Here is a 20,981-nt window from a genome sequence, read left to right as displayed (position 1 = left end):
TCCGTTGCCTCCGTATCCGCTGGAAATCCCCGCATGTCGCGACAAATGCCTCCTCTGAATCCTCTGCGAGCTTTCGAGGTTGCGGCCAGGCATCTGAGCTTCACCCGCGCTGCCGACGAGCTCTTCGTCACGCCGTCGGCAGTCAGCCACCAGATCAAGACCCTGGAAGAGAGCCTCGGCGTGCAGTTGTTCCTGCGCGAGGCCAAGTCGCTGGTGCTCACGCCCGCGGGCATGGCCTACCTGCCGAGCGTGCAGCAGGCCTTCAAGCAGCTGGCCGACGCCACGCTGCGCCTGCACGCCAAGGACCTGCCGGCGCTCAAGGTCAACATGCCGCCGACCTTCGCCGTCAAATGGCTGATCCCGCGCATGGACCGCTTCATGAAGGAGCATCCCGAGATCGACCTCAAGGTGTCGACCTCCAACCACGCCATCAATTTCGACCGCGACGATTTCGACCTCGCCATCCGCTACGGGCGCGGCGTCTACCCGGGGCTGCATTCGGAGCTGTGCCTGTCGGTCGAGGTGATCCCGGTGTGCAGCCCCGAGCTGCTGGCCGGCAGCCGGCCGCTGCGGGAGCCGGCCGACCTGCGCCACCACACCCTGCTGCACGACGACAGCACCTACACCGATGTCAGCAACCCCGACTGGGCCATGTGGCTCAGCCACGCGGGCGTGACCGACGTCGACGCCACCCGCGGCCCGTCGTTCTGGCCCAGCCATCTCGTCATCAACGCGGCGACCAGCGGCCTGGGCGTGGCGCTGGTCAAGAAGAACTGGGTCGAGGAAGACCTGCGCCAGGGCCGCCTGGTGCGCCTGTTCGAGCAGATCCGGCTGCCGGTGGAGTTTTCCTACTTCGTGGTGTTCCCCGAAGCGCGCCTGAGCGACCCGCGCATCGTCACCTTCGTCGACTGGCTGCGCGCCGAGGTCGCGGCCGGCGCCGCGGCGCCGCACGCCTGACTTGCGCCTGAGCGCCCGCTCGCCGCCCACTCGCGCTACCCGCCGCGTTACCTGCCCCGCCCCTCCCGCGCTACCTGCCGGCCGCCGCCTGCGCGGCCTTGGCCTGCACCCGCGCGCGCAGCTTGTCCACGTTGACCATGAAGCGGCTGTGGCTGCCGCTGCAGATCTCCTCGATGCCGTCGCTGGCCGAGACGCGGAACGTGACGGCGCGCCCGTCCACCGCGCTTACCTCGGCGCGGATCGTCACCTCGCCGCCCAGCAGGGTCGCCCCGCTGTGCCGCACCGAGACCTCGGTGCCGACCGAGCTTTCGCCGGGGTCCGCGTAGTCCTGCAGGAAGTCCAGGCAGGTCTGCTCGATGTCGCGTATCAGCTCGGGCGTGGCGTAGATGCGCAGCGTCTCGCCGAGGAAGTCGATGGTGCGCGGGCGGTCCACCGCCAGGGTGCGCGAGGTGGCCGCGCCGGTTTGCAGGCTGCTTTTCATTGGATGTCGTTTCCCGTGTCGGTGGTGGGCGGTGGCCGGCTCAGAGCCGGTAGATGCGCACCGCGTTGTCGTGGAGCAGCTGGCGCTGCTCGTGGTGCGGATAGATGGCGATGGCCGCCTGGAAGCCGGCGAGGATGGTGCCGTAGTCCGCCACCAGGCTGTCCACCGGATAGTTGCTGGCGAACATGCAGCGGTCCGCGCCGAAGATGGCGATGGCGTCGCGGATCACCGGCACGTTGTCGGCCTGCGTCCACGGCCGGCCCGGCAGGCCCAGCCCCGAGATCTTCACCGCCGCGTTGGGCTGCGCGGCGAGCACCGCCATCGCCGCGCGCCAGCCCGCGAGCCCGGCCTCGCTGCGGTCCGCCGGCAGGCCGGTATGGTTGAGGATGATCCGCGTGGCGGGGAAATCGCGCGCGAGTGCCGCGGCCTGGTCGAGGTTCCACCACGGCGCCTGCAGGTCGTACGACAGGCCGTGGCGCGCCAGCAGCGCGTAGCCCTGGCGCCAGCGGTCGTCGTCCATCGAGCCCGGCAGCCCGCGCGCCGCGCCTTCGCGCGTGGCGCTGGTGACCGGCTTCTGGCGGATGCCGCGCACCATCGGGAAGGCGGCCTGCGCGGCCAGGATGTCCGCCGCGTCGGCGCGGTCGAGCTGCGCGTGCGCGACCAGCGCCGTGGGCCGGCCGGCGCGCTGCGCCAGCGCGGTCAGCCACGCGGTCTCGTCGACGGGACTGGCGCGCGCCCATTCGGCTTCCACGTGCACCGACAGGGCCGGCGCGCAGCCCTGCGTGTCGCGGGCGAAGTCCGCGGGCAGGTAGTTCCGCTTGAGGGCGGAATAATCGCCGTAGCGGAATCCCTTCACCTCCTCGCCCTGGAGCCACGGGTAGGGATTGGCGTCCAGGTCCCAGAAGTGGTGATGGGCGTCGACGAACGGCTGGTCGGAGCGCGGGTCCGGCATCGCGCTTACTCCCTGGCCGCCGAGATGCGGGCGGCCAGTTGCTTGTACTGCGCCGATTCCTTCGCCATCACGGCTTGCAGCGTGACATCGTCGGCATAGGTGTCGGTGCTGAAGTGCAGCTTCTCCAGCGTCTGCCGCATGATCGGCTCCTGCACCGATTTCGCCACGGCGGCCTTGAGCACCTCGATGACCTCGGGCGGCGTGCCCTTGGGCGCCGAGATACCGCGCCAGATGCCGATCGACAGGTCGATGTTGCGCTCCTTGAGCGTGGGCACGTTCTCGTAGCCGGCCACGCGCTTGTCGGCCATCACCGCCAGCACCTTGAGCTTGCCCGCCTCCACGTAGCTGGCGACCTCGGCCGTGCTCACCGTCACCGCGTCGATATGGCCGCCGAGCAGCGCCATGGTGGCCGGGGCGCCGCCCGGATATGGGATGTGGTTGAACTTCGCGCCGGTCTTCTCGGCCAGCGCGGCGGCGGCCATGTGCCAGGTCGAGCCCTGCCCGGCGTTGCCCACGCGCACGTTCGCCCCGGGCTTGCGGGCCTCTGCCAGGAATTGCTCGAGCGTGGCGTAGGGCGCGTCGGCGCGCACCACCACGGCGGCCGGATCGGCGTTCAGCCGCGCGATCGGCACCAGGTCCTGGTAGGTGAACTTGGCCAGCCCGAGGTAGTTGAGAAAGGTCAGCTCGCTCGACGACAGCACCAGCTTGTAGCCGTCGGGCTTGGCGTGCACCACCTCGCCCAGGCCGACCGCGCCGGTGGCGCCGGGCTTGTTGATGACCACCAGCGGCTGCGGCAGGTGCCGGGCGGCCGCGGCCGACAGCGCGCGCGCCACCACGTCGGCGCCGCCGCCGGCCTGCCAGGGCACGATCAGTTCGATGCGGTGGGTGGGATAGGCCTCGGCCTGGGCGGCGCCGGCGCCGCCGGACCACGCCGCGGCCATGGCGGCGGTGGCGACGACGGCGGCCCGCGCCGCGGCCCGCCACGACGTTGAATGGAATTTCATGATGCTTGTCTCCGTCATGTCTTGTCTGTCTTGTCTTGTGCTGCCGGCGCGGTGCGATGCCGCGCGGGCCGCCTGTCAGCCGGTGCGGCGCTCGCGCGCCGGCGCCTGCGGCGCGGGCTGACCGAACGCGCCGCGCTCGCGCAGTGCCTGGATCGCCATCTCGCCGAGGCCGGCCTCGGCCATCACCTGCTCGGTGTGCTGCCCGAGCAACGGCGCCGGATAGCGCACCTGCTGCGGCGTGCCGCCCAGCTTAACGGGAAAACCGAGCGCCTTCACGCGGCCTTCGACCGGGTGGTCGATCTCCAGCACCATCTCGCGCGCCACCGCCTGCTCGCTCACCAGCGCTTCGCCGTAGTCGAGGATCGGCGCCGCCGGCACGCCGGCGGCCAGCAGCGCGTCCACCCAGTGCGCGGCGTTCGCGCGCGCGAACTCGGCCTCGATCTCGGCGATCAGCGCGTCGCGGTTGCGGATGCGCGCGGCGTTGTCGGTGAAGCGCGGGTCCTGCGGCAGGTCGGGGCGGCCGATCACCTCGCACAGCGCGGTCCACAGCTTGGGGTTCGCCGCGCCGATCACGAAATGGCGGTCCGCCGCGCGCACCGCCTGGTAAGGCGCGCTCATGCGGTTGGCGCTGCCGATCGGCACCGGCACCGTGCCGGTGCCCCAGTACTCCGCCGACTCCCACACCGACAGGCCCAGCGCGGTCTCGAACAGCGAGGCGTCCACGTACTGGCCCTGCCCGGTCTGCTCGCGCCCGATCACCGCGCTGAGGATGCCGTAGGCGCAGAACAGGCCCGCGCCGAGGTCGGCGATGGGCACGCTCGACTTGACCGGCGGCGCGTCCGGATGCCCCATCACGCTCATCACGCCGGACATGGCCTGCGCGATCAGGTCCAGCCCCGGGCGGCGCGACCACGGCCCGGTCTGCCCGAAGCCGGAGATGCTGGCGTACACCAGGCGCGGGTTGATCTCGCGCAGCACCGGGTAGTCGATCTTCAGGCGCGCGGCCACGCCGGGGCGGTTGTTCTCCACCAGCACGTCGGCGCCGCGCACCAGTTCGTAGAACGCCTCCAGCCCGGCCGGGTTCTTCAGGTCGATCTCCACGCTGCGCTTGTTGCGGTTGAGCGCGAGGAAGCCGCCGCTGTCGTCCCCCTTGAGGCGAAAGCCCATCGACTTGCGGGTCTGGTCGCCCACGCCCGGCGTTTCCACCTTGATGACGTCGGCGCCCATGTCGCCCAGCAGCATGCAGCAGAAAGGACCAGCCATGATCTGGCTGACATCCAGCACCTTGATTTTCGACAACGGCAAATTCATTGGAGACCTTGTGGCTTGGCGGCGGCTGCGCATGGCAAGCGCCGCCGGAGGTGAAAGAAGTACGCGGGCGGGCGGCGCGGCGGCCGCTCAGCGTCCCACGAAGACAGGCTTGCTCTTGGCGATGAAAGCCTGGTAGCCGATGCGGAAATCCTCGGTATCGAAGCAGGCGTAGGCTTCGGCCTGTTCGTCGGCGCCCAGCGGCGCGGGCTCCTGCAGCCGCCGCACGAACTTCTTGTGCCAGCGCGCCACCAGCGGCGCGCCCTGGCTGATGCGGCGGGCCGTGGCGTAGGTCTCGGCCACCACCTCGGCGTCCGCCACGACGCGGTTCACCAGGCGCTTCTGGAACGCCTCGGCGGCGCCGAACACGCGCCCCTCCAGCACGATCTCGAGCGCCACGGCCGGGCCGGCCAGCGCCATCAGCCCGCCCAGTTCGCCGTACGACATCACCAGCCCGAGCCGGTTGACCGGCACGCCGAAGCGGCTCGACTCGCCGCAGATGCGCATGTCGCACACCGAGGCGATTTCCAGCCCGCCGCCGACGCAGGCGCCCTGGATCAGCGCGACGGTGGGATGCCGGCTGGCGGCGATGGCCTCCATCGCGGCGTGGGTGACCTGCGCGTATTCCGCGGCCTGCGCGGCGCTGGAGCGCATGCGGGTGAATTCCTCGATGTCGGCGCCGGCGGCGAACGCCTTGTCGCCCGCGCCGCGCAGGACGACGCAGCGCAGGTCGTCGTTGGCCGAGAGTGTCCGCATGGCCTGCGCCAGGCCCTGCCACATGCCCAGGTCGAGCGCGTTGAGTTTCTCGGGGTTGTTCAGCGTGACGGTGGCGATGCGCTCGTCGTACTCGATCAGGATGGCTTGTCTCATGGTGCGCTTGTGTCTCCGGGTCTGCCTGTGGTGGCTTTATGGTGGCTTCGCAGCGGCTTGCGGTGCGTGCGAGGAAGGTCTCGACCTGCGCAAGTCTAGGGTCTGGCCACGCGCGCGCCAAACGAGAAAAACTCAGCGCCATTTCAAGAAAAACTAGGGCGGCGCGGCAGGCGGCTATGAGAAAAACTTGGGGCGCCTTCAAGTAAATCCACGTTGCCGCCCCGGCGCCTTGTTTCTAGACTTCGTCAGCAATGCGGCTCCCGGCATGCCGGCGGCACGCAAGACACAAGCGCATGGAGACAAGAAACCAGATGGCCCTCATCAACTACATCACCCAGATCCAGATCGATTTCGGCGCGATCGCGCTGCTGCCGCAGGAATGCGAGCGCATCGGCATCGCCCGCCCGCTGGTGGTCACCGATGCCGGCGTGCGCGCCGCCGGCATCCTGGAGCGCGTGCTGGCGCAACTGCCCGCCGGCGCCCGCGCCGTGGTCTTCGACGGCACGCCGTCCAACCCGACCGAGCGCGCCATGCGCGAAGCCGTGGCGCTGTACACCGAGCACCGCTGCGACGGCATCATCGCGGTCGGCGGCGGCTCTCCCATCGACCTGGCCAAGGGCGTGGCGGTGTGCGCCACGCATGACGGCCCGCTCAAGGCCTTCGCCGCCATCGAGGGCGGCGCCGCGCGCATCACCGCGGCCACCGCGCCGCTGATCGCCGTGCCCACCACCGCCGGCACCGGCAGCGAGGTGGGCCGCGGCGCGGTGCTGATCCTCGACGACGGGCGCAAGGTGGGCGTGCTGTCGCCGTACCTGGTGCCGCGCGTGGCGATCTGCGACCCCGAGCTGACCTTCGGCCTGCCGCCGCGCCTGACCGCGGCCACCGGCATGGACGCCATCGCCCACTGCATCGAGACCTTCCTGGCGCCGGCGTTCAACCCGCCCGCCGACGGCATCGCGCTGGACGGGCTGCGCCGCGCCTGGCTGCATATCGAGACCGCCACCGCCTCGCCGCAGGACCGCACCGCGCGGCTCAACATGATGAGCGCCTCGATGCAGGGCGCGCTGGCCTTCCAGAAAGGGCTGGGCTGCGTGCACAGCCTGAGCCACGCGCTGGGCGGGCTCGATCCGTCGCTGCACCACGGCACGCTCAACGCCATCCTGCTGCCGGCGGTGATCCGCTTCAACGCCGCCGCGCCGTCGGTGCGCGGCGAGCAGCGGCTCGAACGGATGGCGCAGGCCATGCAGCTCGACGGGCCCGCCGCGCTCGGCCCGGCGATCGCCGCCATGAACCTGCGCCTGGGCCTGCCCCGCGGCCTGGCGGAGCTGGGCGTGAACGAAAGCCTGTTCCCGCGCATCATCGCCGGCGCGCTGGCCGACCACTGCCACAAGACCAACCCGCGCGAGGCCAGCGCGGACGACTACGCGGCCATGCTGCGCGAGGCGATGTAGGCGCGGCGGGCGGCACCGGCAACACAAGCAGCACAGGCAGCACGGCAGCACCCATAAAAAGACAGACTGGAGACAAGCATGCTACGCAGGACGTTCCTCACCGCAACCGCCGCGGGCGCCGCCACGCTCGCGGTGCCCCGGGCCTTCGCGCAGGGGCTGCCCGCCGGCCCGATCCGCATCGTGGTCGGCTTCCCGCCCGGGGGCGGCACCGACGTCATGGCGCGCGTGATCGCCAACAAGCTGGGCGAGATGTGGCACACCTCGGTGATCGTGGAGAACCGCGCCGGCGCCGCCGGCGTGATCGCCGCCGAGTACACCGCCAAGCAGCCGGCCGACGGCACCACGCTGCTGATGACCAACATCAGCAACCACGCCATCGCGCCGAGCCTGTATCCCAGGCTGGGCTACGTGGTCGAGCGCGACTTCACGCCCATCATGCTGGTGGGCGTCACGCCCAACCTGCTGATCTGCGGCACCCGCGAAGGCGCCCGCACGCTCAAGGACGTGGTCGACCAGTGCCGCCAGCGCCCGGGCAAGATCACCTTCGGCTCGTCGGGCGCGGGCGCGGCCCAGCACCTGGCGCTGGAGCTGTTCAAGCTGCGCGCGGGGGTGGATGCCCTGCACGTGCCCTACCGCGGCTCGGCGCCGATGCTGACCGACCTGATCGGCGGGCAGATCGATTTCAGCTTCGAGACCATGACCTCGGCCACGCCGCAGATCCAGGGCGGCAAGCTGATGGCCATCGCGCAGACGCGGCCGGCGCGCGCCAGGACCTTCCCCAACGTGCCGACCGTGGCCGAATCGGGCTTCCCCGGCTTCGACGCCAGCACCTGGTACGGCCTGGTGGGCCCGGCGCGCATGCCGGCGGCGATGGTGCAGAAGATGAACGCGGACATGAACCGCGTGCTGGCGATGCCGGAAGTGGCGGACAAGCTGGCCAGCTACGGCGCGGAAGACGGTGGCGGCAGCGCCGACCGCTTCGCCTCGTTCATCTCCGCCGAGACCGCCAAATGGGCCAAGGTCGTCAAAGAAGCCCACGTGAAGGTCTGACATGAGCCGCCGCATCACACTGGAAGAAACGCTGCCGGCGGACGCCGCGCACGCGGTGCTGGTGGGCCGCGCATGGCTGCCCGGGCCGCACGGCGGGCCCACGCCCGTGGCCGTGCGCGCCGGCCGGCTGTTCGACCTGAGCGCGCTGGCGCCGACCATCTCCGCGCTGCTCGAGCTGCCGGACCCGGCCGGCGCGGTGCGCGCGGCCGCCGGCGCGCCGCTCGGCACGGTGGAGGAATGGCTGGACGCGACCTGCGCGCACGGCCCCGACCCGCGGCAACGCCACCTGCTCGCGCCCAACGACCTGCAGGTGGTGAAGGCCGCCGGCGTGACCTTTGCCGCCAGCATGATCGAGCGCGTCATCGAAGAGCAGGCGCGCGGCGACGCCGCCCGCGCCGACGCCGTGCGCCGCAGCGTGGCGCACCTCGCCGAAGCCGGACTCGGCTCGGTGCGGCCCGGCTCGCCCGAGGCGCTGCGCATCAAGGAGGTGCTGGTGGCGCAGGGGCTGTGGTCGCAGTACCTGGAAGTCGGCATCGGCACGGACGCCGAGATCTTCACCAAGGCCGCGCCGCTGTCGTCGGTGGGCACCGGGGTGGAGGTCGGCATCCATCCGGGCTCGTCGTGGAACAACCCCGAGCCGGAAGTGGTGCTGGCGGTGTCGTCGCGCGGCGAGATCGTCGGCGCGGCGCTCGGCAACGACGTCAACCTGCGCGACTTCGAAGGCCGCAGCGCGCTGCTGCTGGGCAAGGCCAAGGACAACAACGGCTCCTGCGCCATCGGCCCGTGGATACGGCTGTGCGATGCGCGCTTCGGCCTCGGCGACATCTGCCGCACCGACATCGAACTGACCATCGAGGGCGAAGACGGCTTCGTGCTGCAGGGCGCCAGCTCGATGACGCAGATCAGCCGCGCGCCACAGGAGCTGGTGGGCCACGCCATGGGCGCGCACCACCAGTACCCGGACGGCATGATGCTGTTCTGCGGCACGATGTTCGCGCCGGTGCAGGACCGCGACGCGCCCGGCGCCGGCTTCACGCATCACCTCGGCGACCGCGTCGGCATCCGCGCGGCGCGCCTCGGCGGGCTGGTCAACTGGGTCGGCCACAGCACCGGCCTGCCGCCGTGGCAGTTCGGCATCGGCGCGCTGATGGCCAGTCTCGCGCGCCGCGGACTGCTCGGGCCGCCCGCCTGAGCGCATCGCGCCCCCCGGCGGGACCCGGGACAGCACCCGGGCCCGCCACCCGCACCATTCCAAGGAGACACCAATGAGATACGCCATCTCGCGCACCCTCTTGCGCGCCATTTCCGCCATCGCGCTGGCCGCGCCGCTCGCCGCCGCCGGCCCCGCCGCCGCGCAGGCGCCCATCAAGCTGCGCTTCAGCCATACCGTGCCGGAGACCGACTCGCAGCACCTCGCCGCGCTGTCGTTCAGCAAGAAGGTCAAGGAGCGCACCCAGGGCGCCATCGAGATCCAGGTCTTCGCCAACAGCCAGCTCGGCAACGACACCACGCTGGTCACCGGCATCCGCAGCGGCACCATCGACATCGGCGCCACCGGCAACCCCTTCGTGACCGGGCTCGTGCCGCGCCTCAACGCGCTCGACCTGCCCTACCAGTTCGACGACGGCCCGCAGGCGTACCGCACGCTCGACGGCCCGGTCGGCCGCGGCCTGCTCGACGAGCTCGGCGCGCACCAGATCAAGGGCCTGGCGTTCTGGGAGATCGGCTTTCGCAGCCTGGGCAACAACAAGCGCCAGATCAACAAGGCCGAGGACATCCGCGGCCTGAAGATCCGCACCACGCCCAACCCGTCCCATATCAAGGCCTTCCAGCTGCTCGGCGCGAGCCCGCAGCCGATGCCGTTCGCCGAGGTCTTCGGCGCGCTGGAGTCCGGCGCGGTGGACGGGCAGGAGAACCCGCCCACGCTGATGCTGTCGTCCAAGATGTTCGAGGTGCAGAAGTACCTGTCGCTGACGCGCCATGCCTACACCGCGCTGGTGGTGCTGATGAACAAGGCGAAGTTCGACTCGCTCAAGCCCGAGTACCAGAAGATCCTGCTCGAAGAGGCTGCGGCCGCCGCCACCTACCAGCGCAAGCTCAACGCCGACAACGAGGCCGCCGCCATCGCGCAGCTGCGCGCCAAGGGCATGCAGATCAACGAGCACCCGGACGTGGCCAGCATCAAGAAAGTGGTGCGCGAAGAGACGCGCCAGCTCTACGTGCAGAAGAACGGCGACACCGTGCTGCGCGCCATCGACGCCCAGCGCTGAGGCCCCAGGATGAAAAACCCGATCCCCCACCCCGCGGCCATCGTCGACGCCCACCATCACCTGTGGCGGCTCGGCGACGAGGCGCGCTTTCCCTGGCTGCAGGAGAACTACGACCCGCAAGCCTTCTTCCTCGGCGACTACGCCGCGCTGCGCGCCGACTTCGGCCCCGATGCCTATCTCGCGCGCTGGGCGGGGCTGCCGCTGGCGGCCACCGTCCACGTGGAGGCGGAGCGCCATCCCGCCGAGTCGCTCGCCGAAACCGGCTGGCTGCACCGCATCCATGCCGTGCACGGCTTTCCCAACGCCATCGTGGCGCACGCGGATTTCAACGGCGCCGAGCTGGAGCAGCGCCTGCTGGCGCAGGCCGCCTTCCCGCTGGTGCGCGGCGTGCGGTGCAAGCCGCGCACCGGCGCGAGCGCCGCGCAGAGCGTGCGCGGCCAGCCCGGCACGCTGCAGGACCCGCGCTGGCTCGAAGGCCTGGGCCTGCTGGCCGCGCACGGCCTGTCGTGGGACCTGCGCGTGCCGTTCTGGCACCTGCGCGAGGCGGCCGAGGCCATCGCCATGTTCCCCGGCCTGCGCGTGGTGCTGGAGCACACCGGGCTGCCGTGGGACCGCTCCGAGGCGGGACTGGCCGCCTGGTGCGGCGGCATGGAAGCGCTGGCGCGGCTGCCGGAGGTGCACGTGAAGCTCTCCGAGTTCGGCCTGCCGGCCGCGCCGTGGGACCGCGCCGGCAACGTGGCGGTGATCCGGCAGGCGCTGGACATCTTCGGCTGGCAGCGCTGCATGTTCGCCAGCAACCTGCCGGTGTCGGGGCTGCGCGCGGGCCTCGGCGAGGTGGTGGCGACCGTGGCCGAAGGACTGGACCGGCTCGACGGCGACGCGGCGCGGGCGGTGTGGTGCGGCAATGCGCTGCGCTTCTATCGCATCGAAGCGCCGGCCGGCCTGCTGGCCGGCCGCACGACAACACAGAGAGACAAGCCATGACCGAACCGACAACCCACGACATCGCCGAACCGGCGGCCGCCCGCGTGTTCGTGCGCGCGGCCGAAGGCGCGATGGTGGCCATGATGGCCGTGATGATCGTGCTGGTATTTGCCAACGTGGTGCTGCGCTACGCCTTCAATTCCGGCATCGCGTTCTCCGAGGAAGCCTCGCGCTTCGTCTTCATGTGGCTGACCCTGACCGGCGCGCTGCTGGTCATGCGCGACAAGGCGCACCTGGGCATGTCCACCATCGTGTCGCGGCTCGGCGAGCCGGCGCAGCGGCTGTGCCGCTTTGTCTCCGACCTGGGCGCGCTGGCCTGCTGCCTGCTGCTGGCCAACGGCGCGTGGAAGCTGGTGGTGATCGGCATGGACGACATGGCCCCGGTGACCGGCGTGCCGATCGGCCTGGTCTATGCCTGCCTGCTGTTCAGCAGCCTCGGCATGGCCGCGCTGCTGGCGCACTCGCTGTGGCGCCTGGTGAGCGGGCGCATGCCGAGCGCGGAGCTGGTGCCGGAGTCCGGCGCCAGCGGCGAATGATTCCTGGAGACTGACATGACTATCGCTGTATTCGTCGGTTCGCTGCTGGGCGCCATGGCGCTGGGCATGCCGATCGCATTCGCGCTGCTGGTCTCCGGCGTCGCGCTGATGCTGCACCTGGGCAACTTCGACACGCAGATCATCGCGCAGAACATGCTCGAAGGCGTCAACAACTACCCGCTGATGGCGGTGCCGTTCTTCATGCTGGCCGGCGAGCTGATGAACGCCGGCGGCCTGTCGCGCCGCATCGTCAAGGTGGCCGAGGCCGCCGTGGGCCACGTGCGCGGCGGCCTCGGCTACGTCGCCATCATCGCCGCCACGGTGGTGGCCAGCATCTCCGGCTCGGCGGTGGCCGACACCGCCGCGGTGGCGGCGCTGCTGATCCCGATGATGCGCAACGCGGGCTACAACGTGCCGCGCTCGGCCGGGCTGATCGCCGCGGGCGGCATCATCGCGCCGGTGATCCCGCCGTCGATCGCCATCGTGGTGTTCGGCGTGGTGGCGCAGGTCTCCATCACCAAGCTGTTCCTGGCCGGCATCGCGCCCGGCGCCATGATGGCGCTGACGCTGACCGCCACCTGGTACGTCTGCGCCCGCAAGGACCGCGCCGCGGCGGCCACGCAGCGCTTCGACGCGCGCCGCCTGCTGCGCGCGCTGACGGACGGCCTGTGGGCGCTGGTGCTGCCGGTGGTCATCATCGGCGGCATGAAGATCGGCGCCTTCACGCCCACCGAGGCGGCGGTGGTGGCCGTGGTCTACGCGATGGCGGTGGGACGCTTCGTGTACGGCGAGCTGAACCTGCGCGAGTTGCCGCGCCTGATCGTCACCGCCACCAAGACTTCCAGCACGGTGCTGTTCCTGGTGGCCTGCGCGCTGGTTTCGGCGTGGCTGATCACCATCGCCAACATCCCGGCGCAGGTGACCGCGCTGCTCGATCCGTTCGTCGACAACAAGATCCTGCTGATGTTCGTCATCATGGTGCTGGTGATCATCGTCGGCACCGCGCTGGACCTCATGCCCACGGTGCTGATCATGACGCCGATCCTGATGCCGGTGATCACCAAGGCCGGCATCGACCCGGTGTATTTCGGCGTGATGTTCATCCTCAACAACGCCATCGGGCTGCTGACGCCGCCGGTGGGCACCGTGCTCAACGTGGTGGCCGGCACCTCGCGCGCCAGCCTGGACAGCGTGATCTCCGGCGTGTGGCCGTTCCTGCTGTCGCTGACCACGCTGATGTTCCTGTTCGTGCTGTTCCCGCAACTGATCCTCGTCCCGGCGAGCTGGCTGCGCTAGGCGCGCATCGAGGACCCGCATCCCATGTCGACCATCAACGAAATCGAAGACCTGCGCCGGCTGGCCAGGAAGCGCGTGCCGCGCATGTTCTACGAGTACGCGGACTCCGGCTCCTGGACCGAATCCACCTACCGCGCCAACGAGCGCGAGTTCGGCCGCATCCTGCTGCGCCAGCGCGTGGCGGTGGACATCGGCCAGCGCAGCCTGCGCACGCGCATGCTGGGCCAGGACGTGGCCATGCCGGTGGCGATGGCGCCCACCGGACTCGCCGGCATGCAGCACGCCGACGGCGAGATCCTGGCGGCGCGCGCGGCCAAGGCGTTCGGCGTGCCCTTCACGCTGTCCACGGTCAGCATCTGCTCGATCGAGGACGTGGCCGAGGCCACCGGCGGCCACCCGTTCTGGTTCCAGCTCTACGTCATGCGCGACCGCGCCTTCGTCGAGCGCCTGATGGACCGCGCCAGGGCGGCCGGCTGCCCGGCGCTGGTGCTGACGCTGGACCTGCAGATCAGCGGCCAGCGCCACAAGGACCTGCGCAACGGCCTGTCGGCCCCGCCGCGGCTGACGCTGCGCAACCTGCTCGACATGGCCGGCAAGCCGCGCTGGTGCATGGGCATGCTCGGCACCCGGCGCCGCACCTTCGGCAACATCGTCGGCCACGTGCAGGGCGTGGAGAACATGACCTCGCTGGCCGAGTGGTCCAGCCAGCAATACGACCCCACGCTGTCGTGGGAGGACGTGGCATGGATCCGCCGGCGCTGGCCCGGCAAGCTCGTGCTCAAGGGCATCCAGGACGTGGAAGACGCGCGGCTCGCGCTCGGCTGCGGCGCCGACGCGCTGATCGTCTCCAACCACGGCGGCCGCCAGCTCGACGGCGCGCCCGCCTCGATCCGCGCGCTGCCGCGCATCGCCGATGCCGTGGGCAAGCACATCGAAGTGCATATGGACGGCGGCGTGCGCTCCGGGCAGGACGTGCTCAAGGCCGTCGCGCTGGGCGCGCGCGGCGTCTACATCGGCAGGTCGATGCTGTACGGGCTGGGCGCCATGGGCGAGGCCGGCGTGCTCAAGGCGCTGCAGATCATCCACAAGGAACTCGACCTGACCATGGCGTTCTGCGGCCGCACCGACATCAACCGGGTGGACCGCGGGATCCTGCTGGCCGGGGAAAGCCGGGACAGCACGGCAAACGCGGAACATGCAGGACATGCGGAACATGCGGAACACCACGCGGCACAGGCCGGCTGACCGGCCGCGCAGGCAAGGCATCCACACAACGCAGCACACAATGGAAACGGAGACACAGATGAACGCAACCGCGATCGACGCAGCAGGCAACCACCAAGACATCGAAAAGGCGCCCGCCGCAGGCCGGCTCGCGCGGCTCGGCACGGCCCTCGCCGCCGCCGGCATCGTGGCGCTGGGCATGGCCGCCGCCCCCGCCCGCGCCCAGTCGGCCGAATGCGCGGCCGCGCAGGCCGCCGCGCAGAATCCCGCCTACCCGAGCGCCAGCGTCAAGCGCTACATCAAGACCCCGACGGGCTACCTGCTGGTGCTGCGCATGGGCGACAACGTATTCCAGCAGATCGAAGCGTTCGCCATCTGCGAGCGCGTGCCCAGCGCCAGCCTGAGCGCCATCGGCTTCACCAACGTGACCTTCGGCTTCTGGGACGCGGACAAGCAGGCCTTCAACCCGAAGACGTTCCGCAACGTCGAGATGGCCAGCATCGTCGGCAGCCTGGCATGGAAGGACGGCAAACCCTCCATCCACGCGCACGGCGTGGCCGGCGACAGCAAGTTCGACACCTACGGCGGGCACATCCTGGCGATGGAGGTCGGCACGGGCTCGCTGGAGGTCACCGTCACGGTCTATCCCCAGCCGCTCGAGCGCGCGGTCGATCCGCGCATCGGGGCGAATGTGCTGGGGCTGTAGGCAGGCAGGCGCCGCATGGGAAGGTCCGGCGAGGTCCCGGATGCCGTGAACGCCATATGCGGCGAACACGGCGGCGGACACATCTTTTGTCGCCGGACCCGCGCGCCGGGGCGCCGCGCCCTGTGAGAAAATGGCGCCACTGGAGCGCACGCGTGCGCGAAGGAGCCAGCATGCAGCCAACCGCGATCAAGCAAGGCAACGAAGTATTCGGCACCTCGGCCGAGTTTGAACGGGCCATCGATACGCAGGGCGAGACCGCTGCCCAGGGACACCTGGACAAGGGGCGTCCCGTCTACTACGCGGACCCGAAATATCCCGGATTCATCGTCAAGAAGAATCCCGATGGCAGCGAAGAGCTTGCGACCGTCGACGCCGACGGCCACATCTCGGTGGTACGAACCATCTAGCCATTGGCTCAGCTCTGGGTCATTGCAGGCCCGAACGGTTCCGGAAAGACCACCGTCGCGGATCGCTGGTTCGCTGGCCGTATTCCGGTGATTTCGCCCGACTCGATTGCCGCGCAACAGCACGTTTCGCCGGTGGAAGCGGGCAGGCGCGCGGTTCACCGGCAGGAAGCGCTTCTGGCGGACGGCATCTCGTTCGCTGTCGACACCACGCTCTCGGGCAAGCGCGAACTGGCGCTGATGCGCCGGGCCAGGGAAGCCGGCTACAAGGTCAATCTCGTTTTCGTCGGCGGTCCCGGCCCCGACCTGTGTATTGCCCGGATCGTCCAGCGGGTGGCGGAAGGGGGCCATTGGGTGCCACCCGACGATGTACGCCGCCGCCACGCCCGCAGTCTCGCCAATTTTGCGCCAGCCTTTGCCCTTGCCGATCGCAGCTTCGCTCTCGACAACGCAGCGCTGCGTGCCCGCCTGATCCTGTCCTGGGACGAAGGCCGGCTGCGGCGGCGCTCCTCTCGCTTGCCGGCATGGGCTCGCGCTGCGTTCCCGCCGCACGTTCTGCTCCAGGCCCGGCTCTCCGAATGACGCTGGTTTGCAACGCGGGACGCTATTGCGCCTGCGGTGTACTGCCTTCGCCAACACTGCCCTCATTCTGTACCGGCGCCGGCACGGCAAACGGCAAGCCGGAAGCGGGGGCACTCGCTGGCACCGGCGCGCCGGCGGACGCGGGCGCCGCCCCCGCCGCAGAGGCGCCGGCCATGTCCGGTACCGCACTCTCGCTGGCGGGCGGCACCGGTGCGGCTTCGCTCGCCGCCGGCGCGGGATCCGCGGCCGCCACAGGCCGCGGCGCGCGGCGCGGCGGCGGCGGGGCTTCGGGCTTCGGCGCCGCCGCGAACAGCCGCTGGTACCAGCCGCGCACGGTACCTGAGAGGGTGTCCCAGAAGCCGGCTTCCTTCTGCTCGGCGAAGCGCTCGTTCGCGTCGATCAGGCGCGCGCGCAGCGAGCGCTGGAAGAAGTCGCCGACCATCGGCAGCGCGCTGTGCGCGCCCTGGCCCCAGTAGTCGCTGCGCAGCGTGACCCGGCTGTCGTTGAAGCCGACCCACGCGCCGGCCACCAGTTGCGGGTGCATCAGGATGAACCAGCCGTCGGCGTTGTCCTGCGTGGTGCCGGTCTTGCCGGCCACGTCGGCGCGGATGCCGAAGCGCGTGCGGATGCTGCTGCCGGTGCCGCGGTCGACCACGCCGCGCATGACGTCGAGCAGGGTCTGCACGGTGGCCACGGGCAGCGCCTGCTCGGGCGAGGCGTGGCGGAAGGTCTCGAGCACTTCGCCCTTGCGGTTCTCGATGCGGGTGACCATCACGGGCTCCAGGTAGGCGCCCTGGTTGGCGATGGTGCCGTAGGCCGTGACCATTTCCTTGAGCGTGACCGGGCTGGTGCCGAGCGCCAGCGAGGGAACGGTCTCGAGCTTGCTTTGCCGCACGCCCATGGCGCGCGCGAGCCGGGCCACCTTGTCGGGGCCGACGGTCTGCATCAGTTGCGCGGTGATGGTGTTCTTGGAATACACCAGGCCATCGCGCAGGCTCATGGCGCGGCCGCTCGGCGGGCCGTCGTCTGAGGGCCGCCAGACTTCGCCGCCGGCCAGCGGGATTTCCACCGCCTGGTCGATGAAGGTGTCGTCCGGGCTGGCGCCCTGCTGAAACGCCGCGCCGTAGACGAAGGGCTTGAAGGTGGAGCCGGGCTGGCGCTGGGCCTGCTGCACGTGGTCGAAGGCGTCCTGGCTGAAGTCGCGGCTGCCGACCCACGCGCGGATCTCGCCGTTGCGCGGATCCAGCGCGAGGAAACCGGCCTGGATGCGCGTCTTGGACTGGCGCAGCGCCTGCATGAAGGGGCGGTCCGCCAGCAGCGTCCTGAGGGCATCCTCGGGCGCCTGCCCGGCCTCGCGCGCGGCGCGGAATTCTGGCGTCTCGCGCACGAAGGCCCGCACCAGCTCGCTGCCGGCGGACCAGCCCGAGCGCTGCGACCACGCCGAGTCGGCAATGCCCTGGAGCTGGTTGCCCTGGCGCGCCACGGCCTGGGTCGCCAGCGCCTGCAGGCGCGAGTCGATGGTGGTGCGCACCACCAGCCCGTCGGTGTAGATGTTGTAGTCGTTGCGGTCGGCCCAGTTGATCAGCCATTTGCGCAACTGCTGCGCGAAGTGCGGGGCCGGCCCGGGTGGCTCGGTCTGGCGCTCGAAGTCGATGCGCAGCGGCCGCTTCCTGAGCTGGTCGAAGCGGGCCGGCTCGAGCTTTTCGTACTTGACCATCTGCGCCAGCACGATATTGCGCCGCTGCAGCGCGCGCTCCGGGTTGATGACCGGGTTGTAGTAGCTGTTGCCCTTGAGCATGCCGATCAGCGTGGCGCTTTCCAGCACGTCGAGCTGGCCGGCGGACTTGTCGAAATAGGTGCGCGCCGCCATCTCGATGCCGTAGGCGTTGTAGAGGAACGGCACCGTGTTGAGGTAGGTCTCGAGGATCTCGTCCTTGGTATAGAGCACCTCGATCTTCAGCGCGGTAATGGCTTCCTTGAGCTTGCGCGTGAGCGTGGGCGCGCGGCCGATCTCGTCGGGATAGAGATTGCGCGCGAGCTGCTGCGTGATGGTGGAGCCGCCCTGGCGGTCGCCGGAAAAGGTGTGCAGCGCGGCCGAGCCGAGCCGGCGCCAGTCCAGTCCGAAGTGCTGGTAGAAGCGATGGTCCTCGGTGGCGATCAGCGCGGCGGTGACGTTGGGCGAGATGTCGGCCAGGCGGACCCATTCGCGGTTGGCCCATTTGTAGACGGCGAGTTCCTTGCCGTCGGCGGAGAGCACCTGCGCGGGCTGGTCGGACTTGGCCTTGCGGATGTCGCTGATGCCCGGGGTGAACGGCACCAGCACCAGCACGTACAGCAGGAACAGCAGCGGCACCGCGGCGGCGGCCTTGAGCACGCCGCGGCGCGTGGGGCGCGGCACGCGCGACAGGAAGGAAAGGCAGCCGGCGGCGAAGGTCTTGATCTGGTCCGGATTCATTGGGCAAGCAGCATTGGACGGCGGCGCGGCCCGGCGCGCAACCGGCCTGCCGTCAATGGAAAGGCCTGCATCCTACCAAAAACGCACCGCGCCGCCGCGGGGTGGCGCCGGCGCCGCGCGCCGTGCTGGCGCGCTGGCGGCTTAATCGAAGCGGTGCTCCACGAGCATCAGGCTTTCGTCCATCCGTTCCCAGCGCGTGGCATAGGTGGCATCGAAGCGCACCACGCGCCGCAGCTCGGGCGCGTACCATGCCACGGCCGTGTAGAGCACGGAGCTTTGCGCGCCGGCGGTGGAAAAGCCGTAGAAGGGCCGCATCACATAACCCTTGTAGTTGATGCGCAGCACGCGGAAGCTGCCGGCCGGCACGGTGATGGTGGACTCGCCGGTGGCTTCGCCGCTGAGTTCGGTGCTCAGGTCGGAGCCGGGCTGCTTGTAGCTGTACTTCCAGCGCTGGCCCGGCTTGAGGTTGTCCGGCACCCAGCCGCGCGGCGGCGAAGCGGCATCGAACTCGCCGCCGCTGGGCGTGACGAGCCGCTCCAGGCGGCCGTCGCGGGTCTCGATGCGCGCGCCCTGGTTGAAGGTCACGCGCTCGGCCTCGACCTTGTCGACGCGATAGACCACCTCGCGCCGCTTGCGGGTCAGCTTGTCGAGCAGTTCGTAGCGCCAGACCTCGCCCACCGCCGGCGACTGTTTCCCGGCTGCGACGCCGCCTGCCTCGTCGGTGGCGGCGGTGGCGGCGGTGGCAGCGGCCGCCGGCGCGGCTGCAGTTGCCGGCGCCAGCGGCGACGGCTTGTAGCTGGCCATCGCCGCCGCGCCGCGCTCCCTGGCCGCCGCGATCCAGCCCGCGGGCACGGCCTTGAGCAGCTTGTCGCCCGCGTCGGCGCGTCCCGCGAGCACGCCCACCAGCCGGCCGCTGTCGTCGAAGACGCCGCCGCCGCTGGCCGCGGGCGGCATCTGCACCGTGATCTCGATGCGGTCCAGCTTGCCGTCCGCGCCGGCACGCAGGCCCGCCACGCTGCCTTCCTGCAGCGCCACGCCCGCGGCCTCCGGGCTGGCCGCGGCCACGATCTTCTGGCCGAAGGAGGGCGCCGCCGCGGTGGAAACCGCCACCGCCGGCGCGCTGAAATTGGCCACGCGCAGCAGGCACAGGTCGCGCTCGACGTCGGGCGCTTCCAGCGTGGCGTCATAGCTCACGTTGTCGCGCCGCACGGCGATGCCGCGCGCGCCGGCCAGCACGTGGCAGGCGGTGACGAGCTGCCCGGCCCCGACCACCACGGCCGAGCCCGACGACAGCGGCGCGTTGTTCTGGCCCATCGTGCGCACGCCGTAGACGCTGGGCGTGATCCTGGCGAGCAGCTGCGCGCTGTCGAGCGCGTGGGCGCTGGCGGCGGCGAGCGCCAGGACGGCGGGAAACGCGGACAGGACGGTACGGCGCATGCGATGCGATGGCGTGGTCATAGGGCGGGACTGGAAGTGGAAAGCGGGGACACCCGGACACGGGAAAGCCGGGATGCACGATTGCACGATTGCCATCCCTGTAACCCGCCCGTTCTTGTTGTCTGTTTTCGTTGTGGCCGTATTCTGCAGTGGCCATGCGGATTGGACAAGGGCGCCGCCGCCGGCGCCGTTCAGGCGCTCTCTTCCTTGCGCGCCTCCGCGAACGCTGCGCCGGCACGCTGCCGGAGGTAGTCGCGCAGGTCGGCCGGCCACAAGGCGACCCGTTCGTCGAAGCGCGCGCGGTCTCCGGCGAACAGGGCGCGCGCCACTTCTTCGAAGCCGGCGCAGTCGCCGGCCGCCGCCGCCATGAAGCGGTAGCTTGCCTCCTGTGCCTGGCGGACGCGGTCCTTGCCCGCGCCGGCCTTGCGCGCGTCTTCCACCAGCTTGCGCAGCGCCACCGAGGCCCCGCCGGGCTGCGCGCCAAGCCAGTCCCAGTGGCGCGGCAGCAGCGTGACCTCGCGCGCCACCACGCCCAGCCGCGGGCGGCCGGGACCGCGCGGCGTTTCGGCTTCCGCCGCCTGCTGCGCGTCGGGCATGGGGGCCGCCTGCTCCATCGCGGCGATGCGCGCTGCCACTTGATCGGCCGTGCCGCGGAAATCGACCTCCGCCTGATGGCAGTCTTCGTCGCGGAAGATCAGCACGCCGGTCACGGGCTCGTCGGCAAAGCGCTCCCTGACCTGCCGCGCCACCTGCGCGAGCGTGCCCGCGGCGATGCGTTTGCTGCCTGCGAAGGCGGTGTATTGCGCTGGCTGGATATCACTCATGACGGTCTGGCGTTGCCGCGGAAGATGGACAGTGGCGCAAATATTATCCGGGTAAAATATGACAGTCAATATTACCCGGATAAAAATGACGATGGCCGTCCGGGACCGGCGGACGAAACATCACAGCCGGCGGAGCGCCAGCTGTGGCCTTACCTATACTGGAAACGTCGGTCCTGGTGCCGGCTTGCAT

20 protein-coding genes are annotated in these 20,981 nt (G+C 70.5%); 12 read left to right on the top strand and 8 right to left on the bottom strand.

Annotation, left to right across the window (positions count from 1 at the left end; all coding sequences use genetic code 11):
- The first annotated feature begins 33 nt into the window (after window positions 1–33).
- Entirely contained in the window at window positions 34–957 is a 924-nt protein-coding gene (locus tag ACKI2N_RS21540; protein ID WP_420994711.1) for a transcriptional regulator GcvA, read from the top strand.
- Window positions 958–1,027: 70 nt separating this feature from the next.
- On the opposite strand, the gene ACKI2N_RS21535 is transcribed toward ACKI2N_RS21540, so the two are convergent.
- The 5 genes from ACKI2N_RS21535 to ACKI2N_RS21515 all read right to left on the bottom strand — a co-directional run bounded on the left by ACKI2N_RS21535 (window position 1,028) and on the right by ACKI2N_RS21515 (window position 5,572).
- On the bottom strand, window positions 1,028–1,438 hold the full coding sequence (locus tag ACKI2N_RS21535; protein WP_420994713.1) for a thioesterase family protein: 411 nt from the start codon (window positions 1,436–1,438) through the stop codon (window positions 1,028–1,030).
- Window positions 1,439–1,478: 40 nt separating this feature from the next.
- Entirely contained in the window at window positions 1,479–2,390 is a 912-nt protein-coding gene (locus ACKI2N_RS21530; RefSeq protein WP_420994714.1) for an amidohydrolase family protein, read from the bottom strand.
- A gap of 5 nt (window positions 2,391–2,395) precedes the next feature.
- Entirely contained in the window at window positions 2,396–3,394 is a 999-nt protein-coding gene (locus ACKI2N_RS21525) for a tripartite tricarboxylate transporter substrate binding protein (protein WP_420994716.1), read from the bottom strand.
- 75 nt (window positions 3,395–3,469) lie between these two features.
- The gene (locus ACKI2N_RS21520; RefSeq protein WP_420994717.1) at window positions 3,470–4,705 is read right to left on the bottom strand and encodes a CaiB/BaiF CoA transferase family protein; all 1,236 of its coding nucleotides are present in this window, start codon (window positions 4,703–4,705) and stop codon (window positions 3,470–3,472) included.
- An 87-nt stretch (window positions 4,706–4,792) separates the two neighbouring features.
- The gene (locus ACKI2N_RS21515) at window positions 4,793–5,572 is read right to left on the bottom strand and encodes an enoyl-CoA hydratase-related protein (RefSeq protein WP_420994718.1); all 780 of its coding nucleotides are present in this window, start codon (window positions 5,570–5,572) and stop codon (window positions 4,793–4,795) included.
- Between the two features lie 311 nt (window positions 5,573–5,883).
- Between ACKI2N_RS21515 and ACKI2N_RS21510 the strand changes: the two genes are divergently transcribed.
- From ACKI2N_RS21510 to ACKI2N_RS21460, 11 genes are all read left to right on the top strand, one after another.
- On the top strand, window positions 5,884–7,023 hold the full coding sequence (locus ACKI2N_RS21510) for an iron-containing alcohol dehydrogenase (RefSeq protein ID WP_420994719.1): 1,140 nt from the start codon (window positions 5,884–5,886) through the stop codon (window positions 7,021–7,023).
- Between the two features lie 78 nt (window positions 7,024–7,101).
- A complete protein-coding gene (locus ACKI2N_RS21505) occupies window positions 7,102–8,073 on the top strand; it encodes a Bug family tripartite tricarboxylate transporter substrate binding protein (protein ID WP_420994721.1) in 972 nt (323 codons plus the stop codon).
- A 1-nt stretch (window position 8,074) separates the two neighbouring features.
- Window positions 8,075–9,265, top strand: a complete 1,191-nt coding sequence (locus ACKI2N_RS21500; protein WP_420994722.1) for a fumarylacetoacetate hydrolase family protein — start codon at window positions 8,075–8,077, stop codon at window positions 9,263–9,265.
- A gap of 73 nt (window positions 9,266–9,338) precedes the next feature.
- Window positions 9,339–10,343, top strand: coding sequence for a TRAP transporter substrate-binding protein (locus tag ACKI2N_RS21495; protein ID WP_420994723.1), 1,005 nt, complete (start codon window positions 9,339–9,341; stop codon window positions 10,341–10,343).
- A 9-nt stretch (window positions 10,344–10,352) separates the two neighbouring features.
- On the top strand, window positions 10,353–11,327 hold the full coding sequence (locus tag ACKI2N_RS21490; protein WP_420994725.1) for an amidohydrolase family protein: 975 nt from the start codon (window positions 10,353–10,355) through the stop codon (window positions 11,325–11,327).
- Window positions 11,324–11,863 (top strand): TRAP transporter small permease, encoded by a 540-nt coding sequence (locus tag ACKI2N_RS21485; RefSeq protein WP_420994727.1) that lies wholly within the window; start codon window positions 11,324–11,326, stop codon window positions 11,861–11,863. Before ACKI2N_RS21490 ends, ACKI2N_RS21485 begins: the two co-directional genes overlap by 4 nt.
- A gap of 15 nt (window positions 11,864–11,878) precedes the next feature.
- Window positions 11,879–13,159 carry a TRAP transporter large permease gene (locus tag ACKI2N_RS21480; protein WP_420994729.1) on the top strand — a complete coding sequence of 427 codons (1,281 nt, stop codon included), beginning with the start codon at window positions 11,879–11,881 and terminating at the stop codon, window positions 13,157–13,159.
- 24 nt (window positions 13,160–13,183) lie between these two features.
- Window positions 13,184–14,404 (top strand): alpha-hydroxy acid oxidase, encoded by a 1,221-nt coding sequence (locus tag ACKI2N_RS21475; RefSeq protein ID WP_420994730.1) that lies wholly within the window; start codon window positions 13,184–13,186, stop codon window positions 14,402–14,404.
- A 58-nt stretch (window positions 14,405–14,462) separates the two neighbouring features.
- The gene (locus ACKI2N_RS21470; RefSeq protein WP_420994731.1) at window positions 14,463–15,089 is read left to right on the top strand and encodes a PPC domain-containing DNA-binding protein; all 627 of its coding nucleotides are present in this window, start codon (window positions 14,463–14,465) and stop codon (window positions 15,087–15,089) included.
- A 170-nt stretch (window positions 15,090–15,259) separates the two neighbouring features.
- Window positions 15,260–15,496: a hypothetical protein gene (locus ACKI2N_RS21465; RefSeq protein WP_420994733.1), complete on the top strand. Its 237-nt coding sequence runs from the start codon at window positions 15,260–15,262 to the stop codon at window positions 15,494–15,496.
- Between the two features lie 3 nt (window positions 15,497–15,499).
- The gene (locus tag ACKI2N_RS21460; protein ID WP_420994734.1) at window positions 15,500–16,075 is read left to right on the top strand and encodes an AAA family ATPase; all 576 of its coding nucleotides are present in this window, start codon (window positions 15,500–15,502) and stop codon (window positions 16,073–16,075) included.
- A gap of 22 nt (window positions 16,076–16,097) precedes the next feature.
- Here ACKI2N_RS21460 and ACKI2N_RS21455 read toward each other — a convergent pair whose 3' ends face one another.
- The 3 genes from ACKI2N_RS21455 to ACKI2N_RS21445 all read right to left on the bottom strand — a co-directional run bounded on the left by ACKI2N_RS21455 (window position 16,098) and on the right by ACKI2N_RS21445 (window position 20,791).
- Entirely contained in the window at window positions 16,098–18,530 is a 2,433-nt protein-coding gene (locus tag ACKI2N_RS21455; RefSeq protein ID WP_420994735.1) for a penicillin-binding protein 1A, read from the bottom strand.
- A gap of 141 nt (window positions 18,531–18,671) precedes the next feature.
- Window positions 18,672–19,967 carry a S1 family peptidase gene (locus ACKI2N_RS21450; RefSeq protein ID WP_420994736.1) on the bottom strand — a complete coding sequence of 432 codons (1,296 nt, stop codon included), beginning with the start codon at window positions 19,965–19,967 and terminating at the stop codon, window positions 18,672–18,674.
- A 191-nt stretch (window positions 19,968–20,158) separates the two neighbouring features.
- Entirely contained in the window at window positions 20,159–20,791 is a 633-nt protein-coding gene (locus ACKI2N_RS21445; protein ID WP_420994738.1) for a DUF2239 family protein, read from the bottom strand.
- Window positions 20,792–20,981: the final 190 nt, after the last annotated feature.

The sequence above is a fragment of the Cupriavidus sp. 30B13 genome (assembly GCF_049059565.2).
In the GTDB taxonomy this organism is placed as follows: Bacteria; Pseudomonadota; Gammaproteobacteria; order Burkholderiales; family Burkholderiaceae; genus Cupriavidus.
Note: the sequence above shows the minus strand (reverse complement) of the source record. Positions and strands in the feature narration are given on the sequence as shown.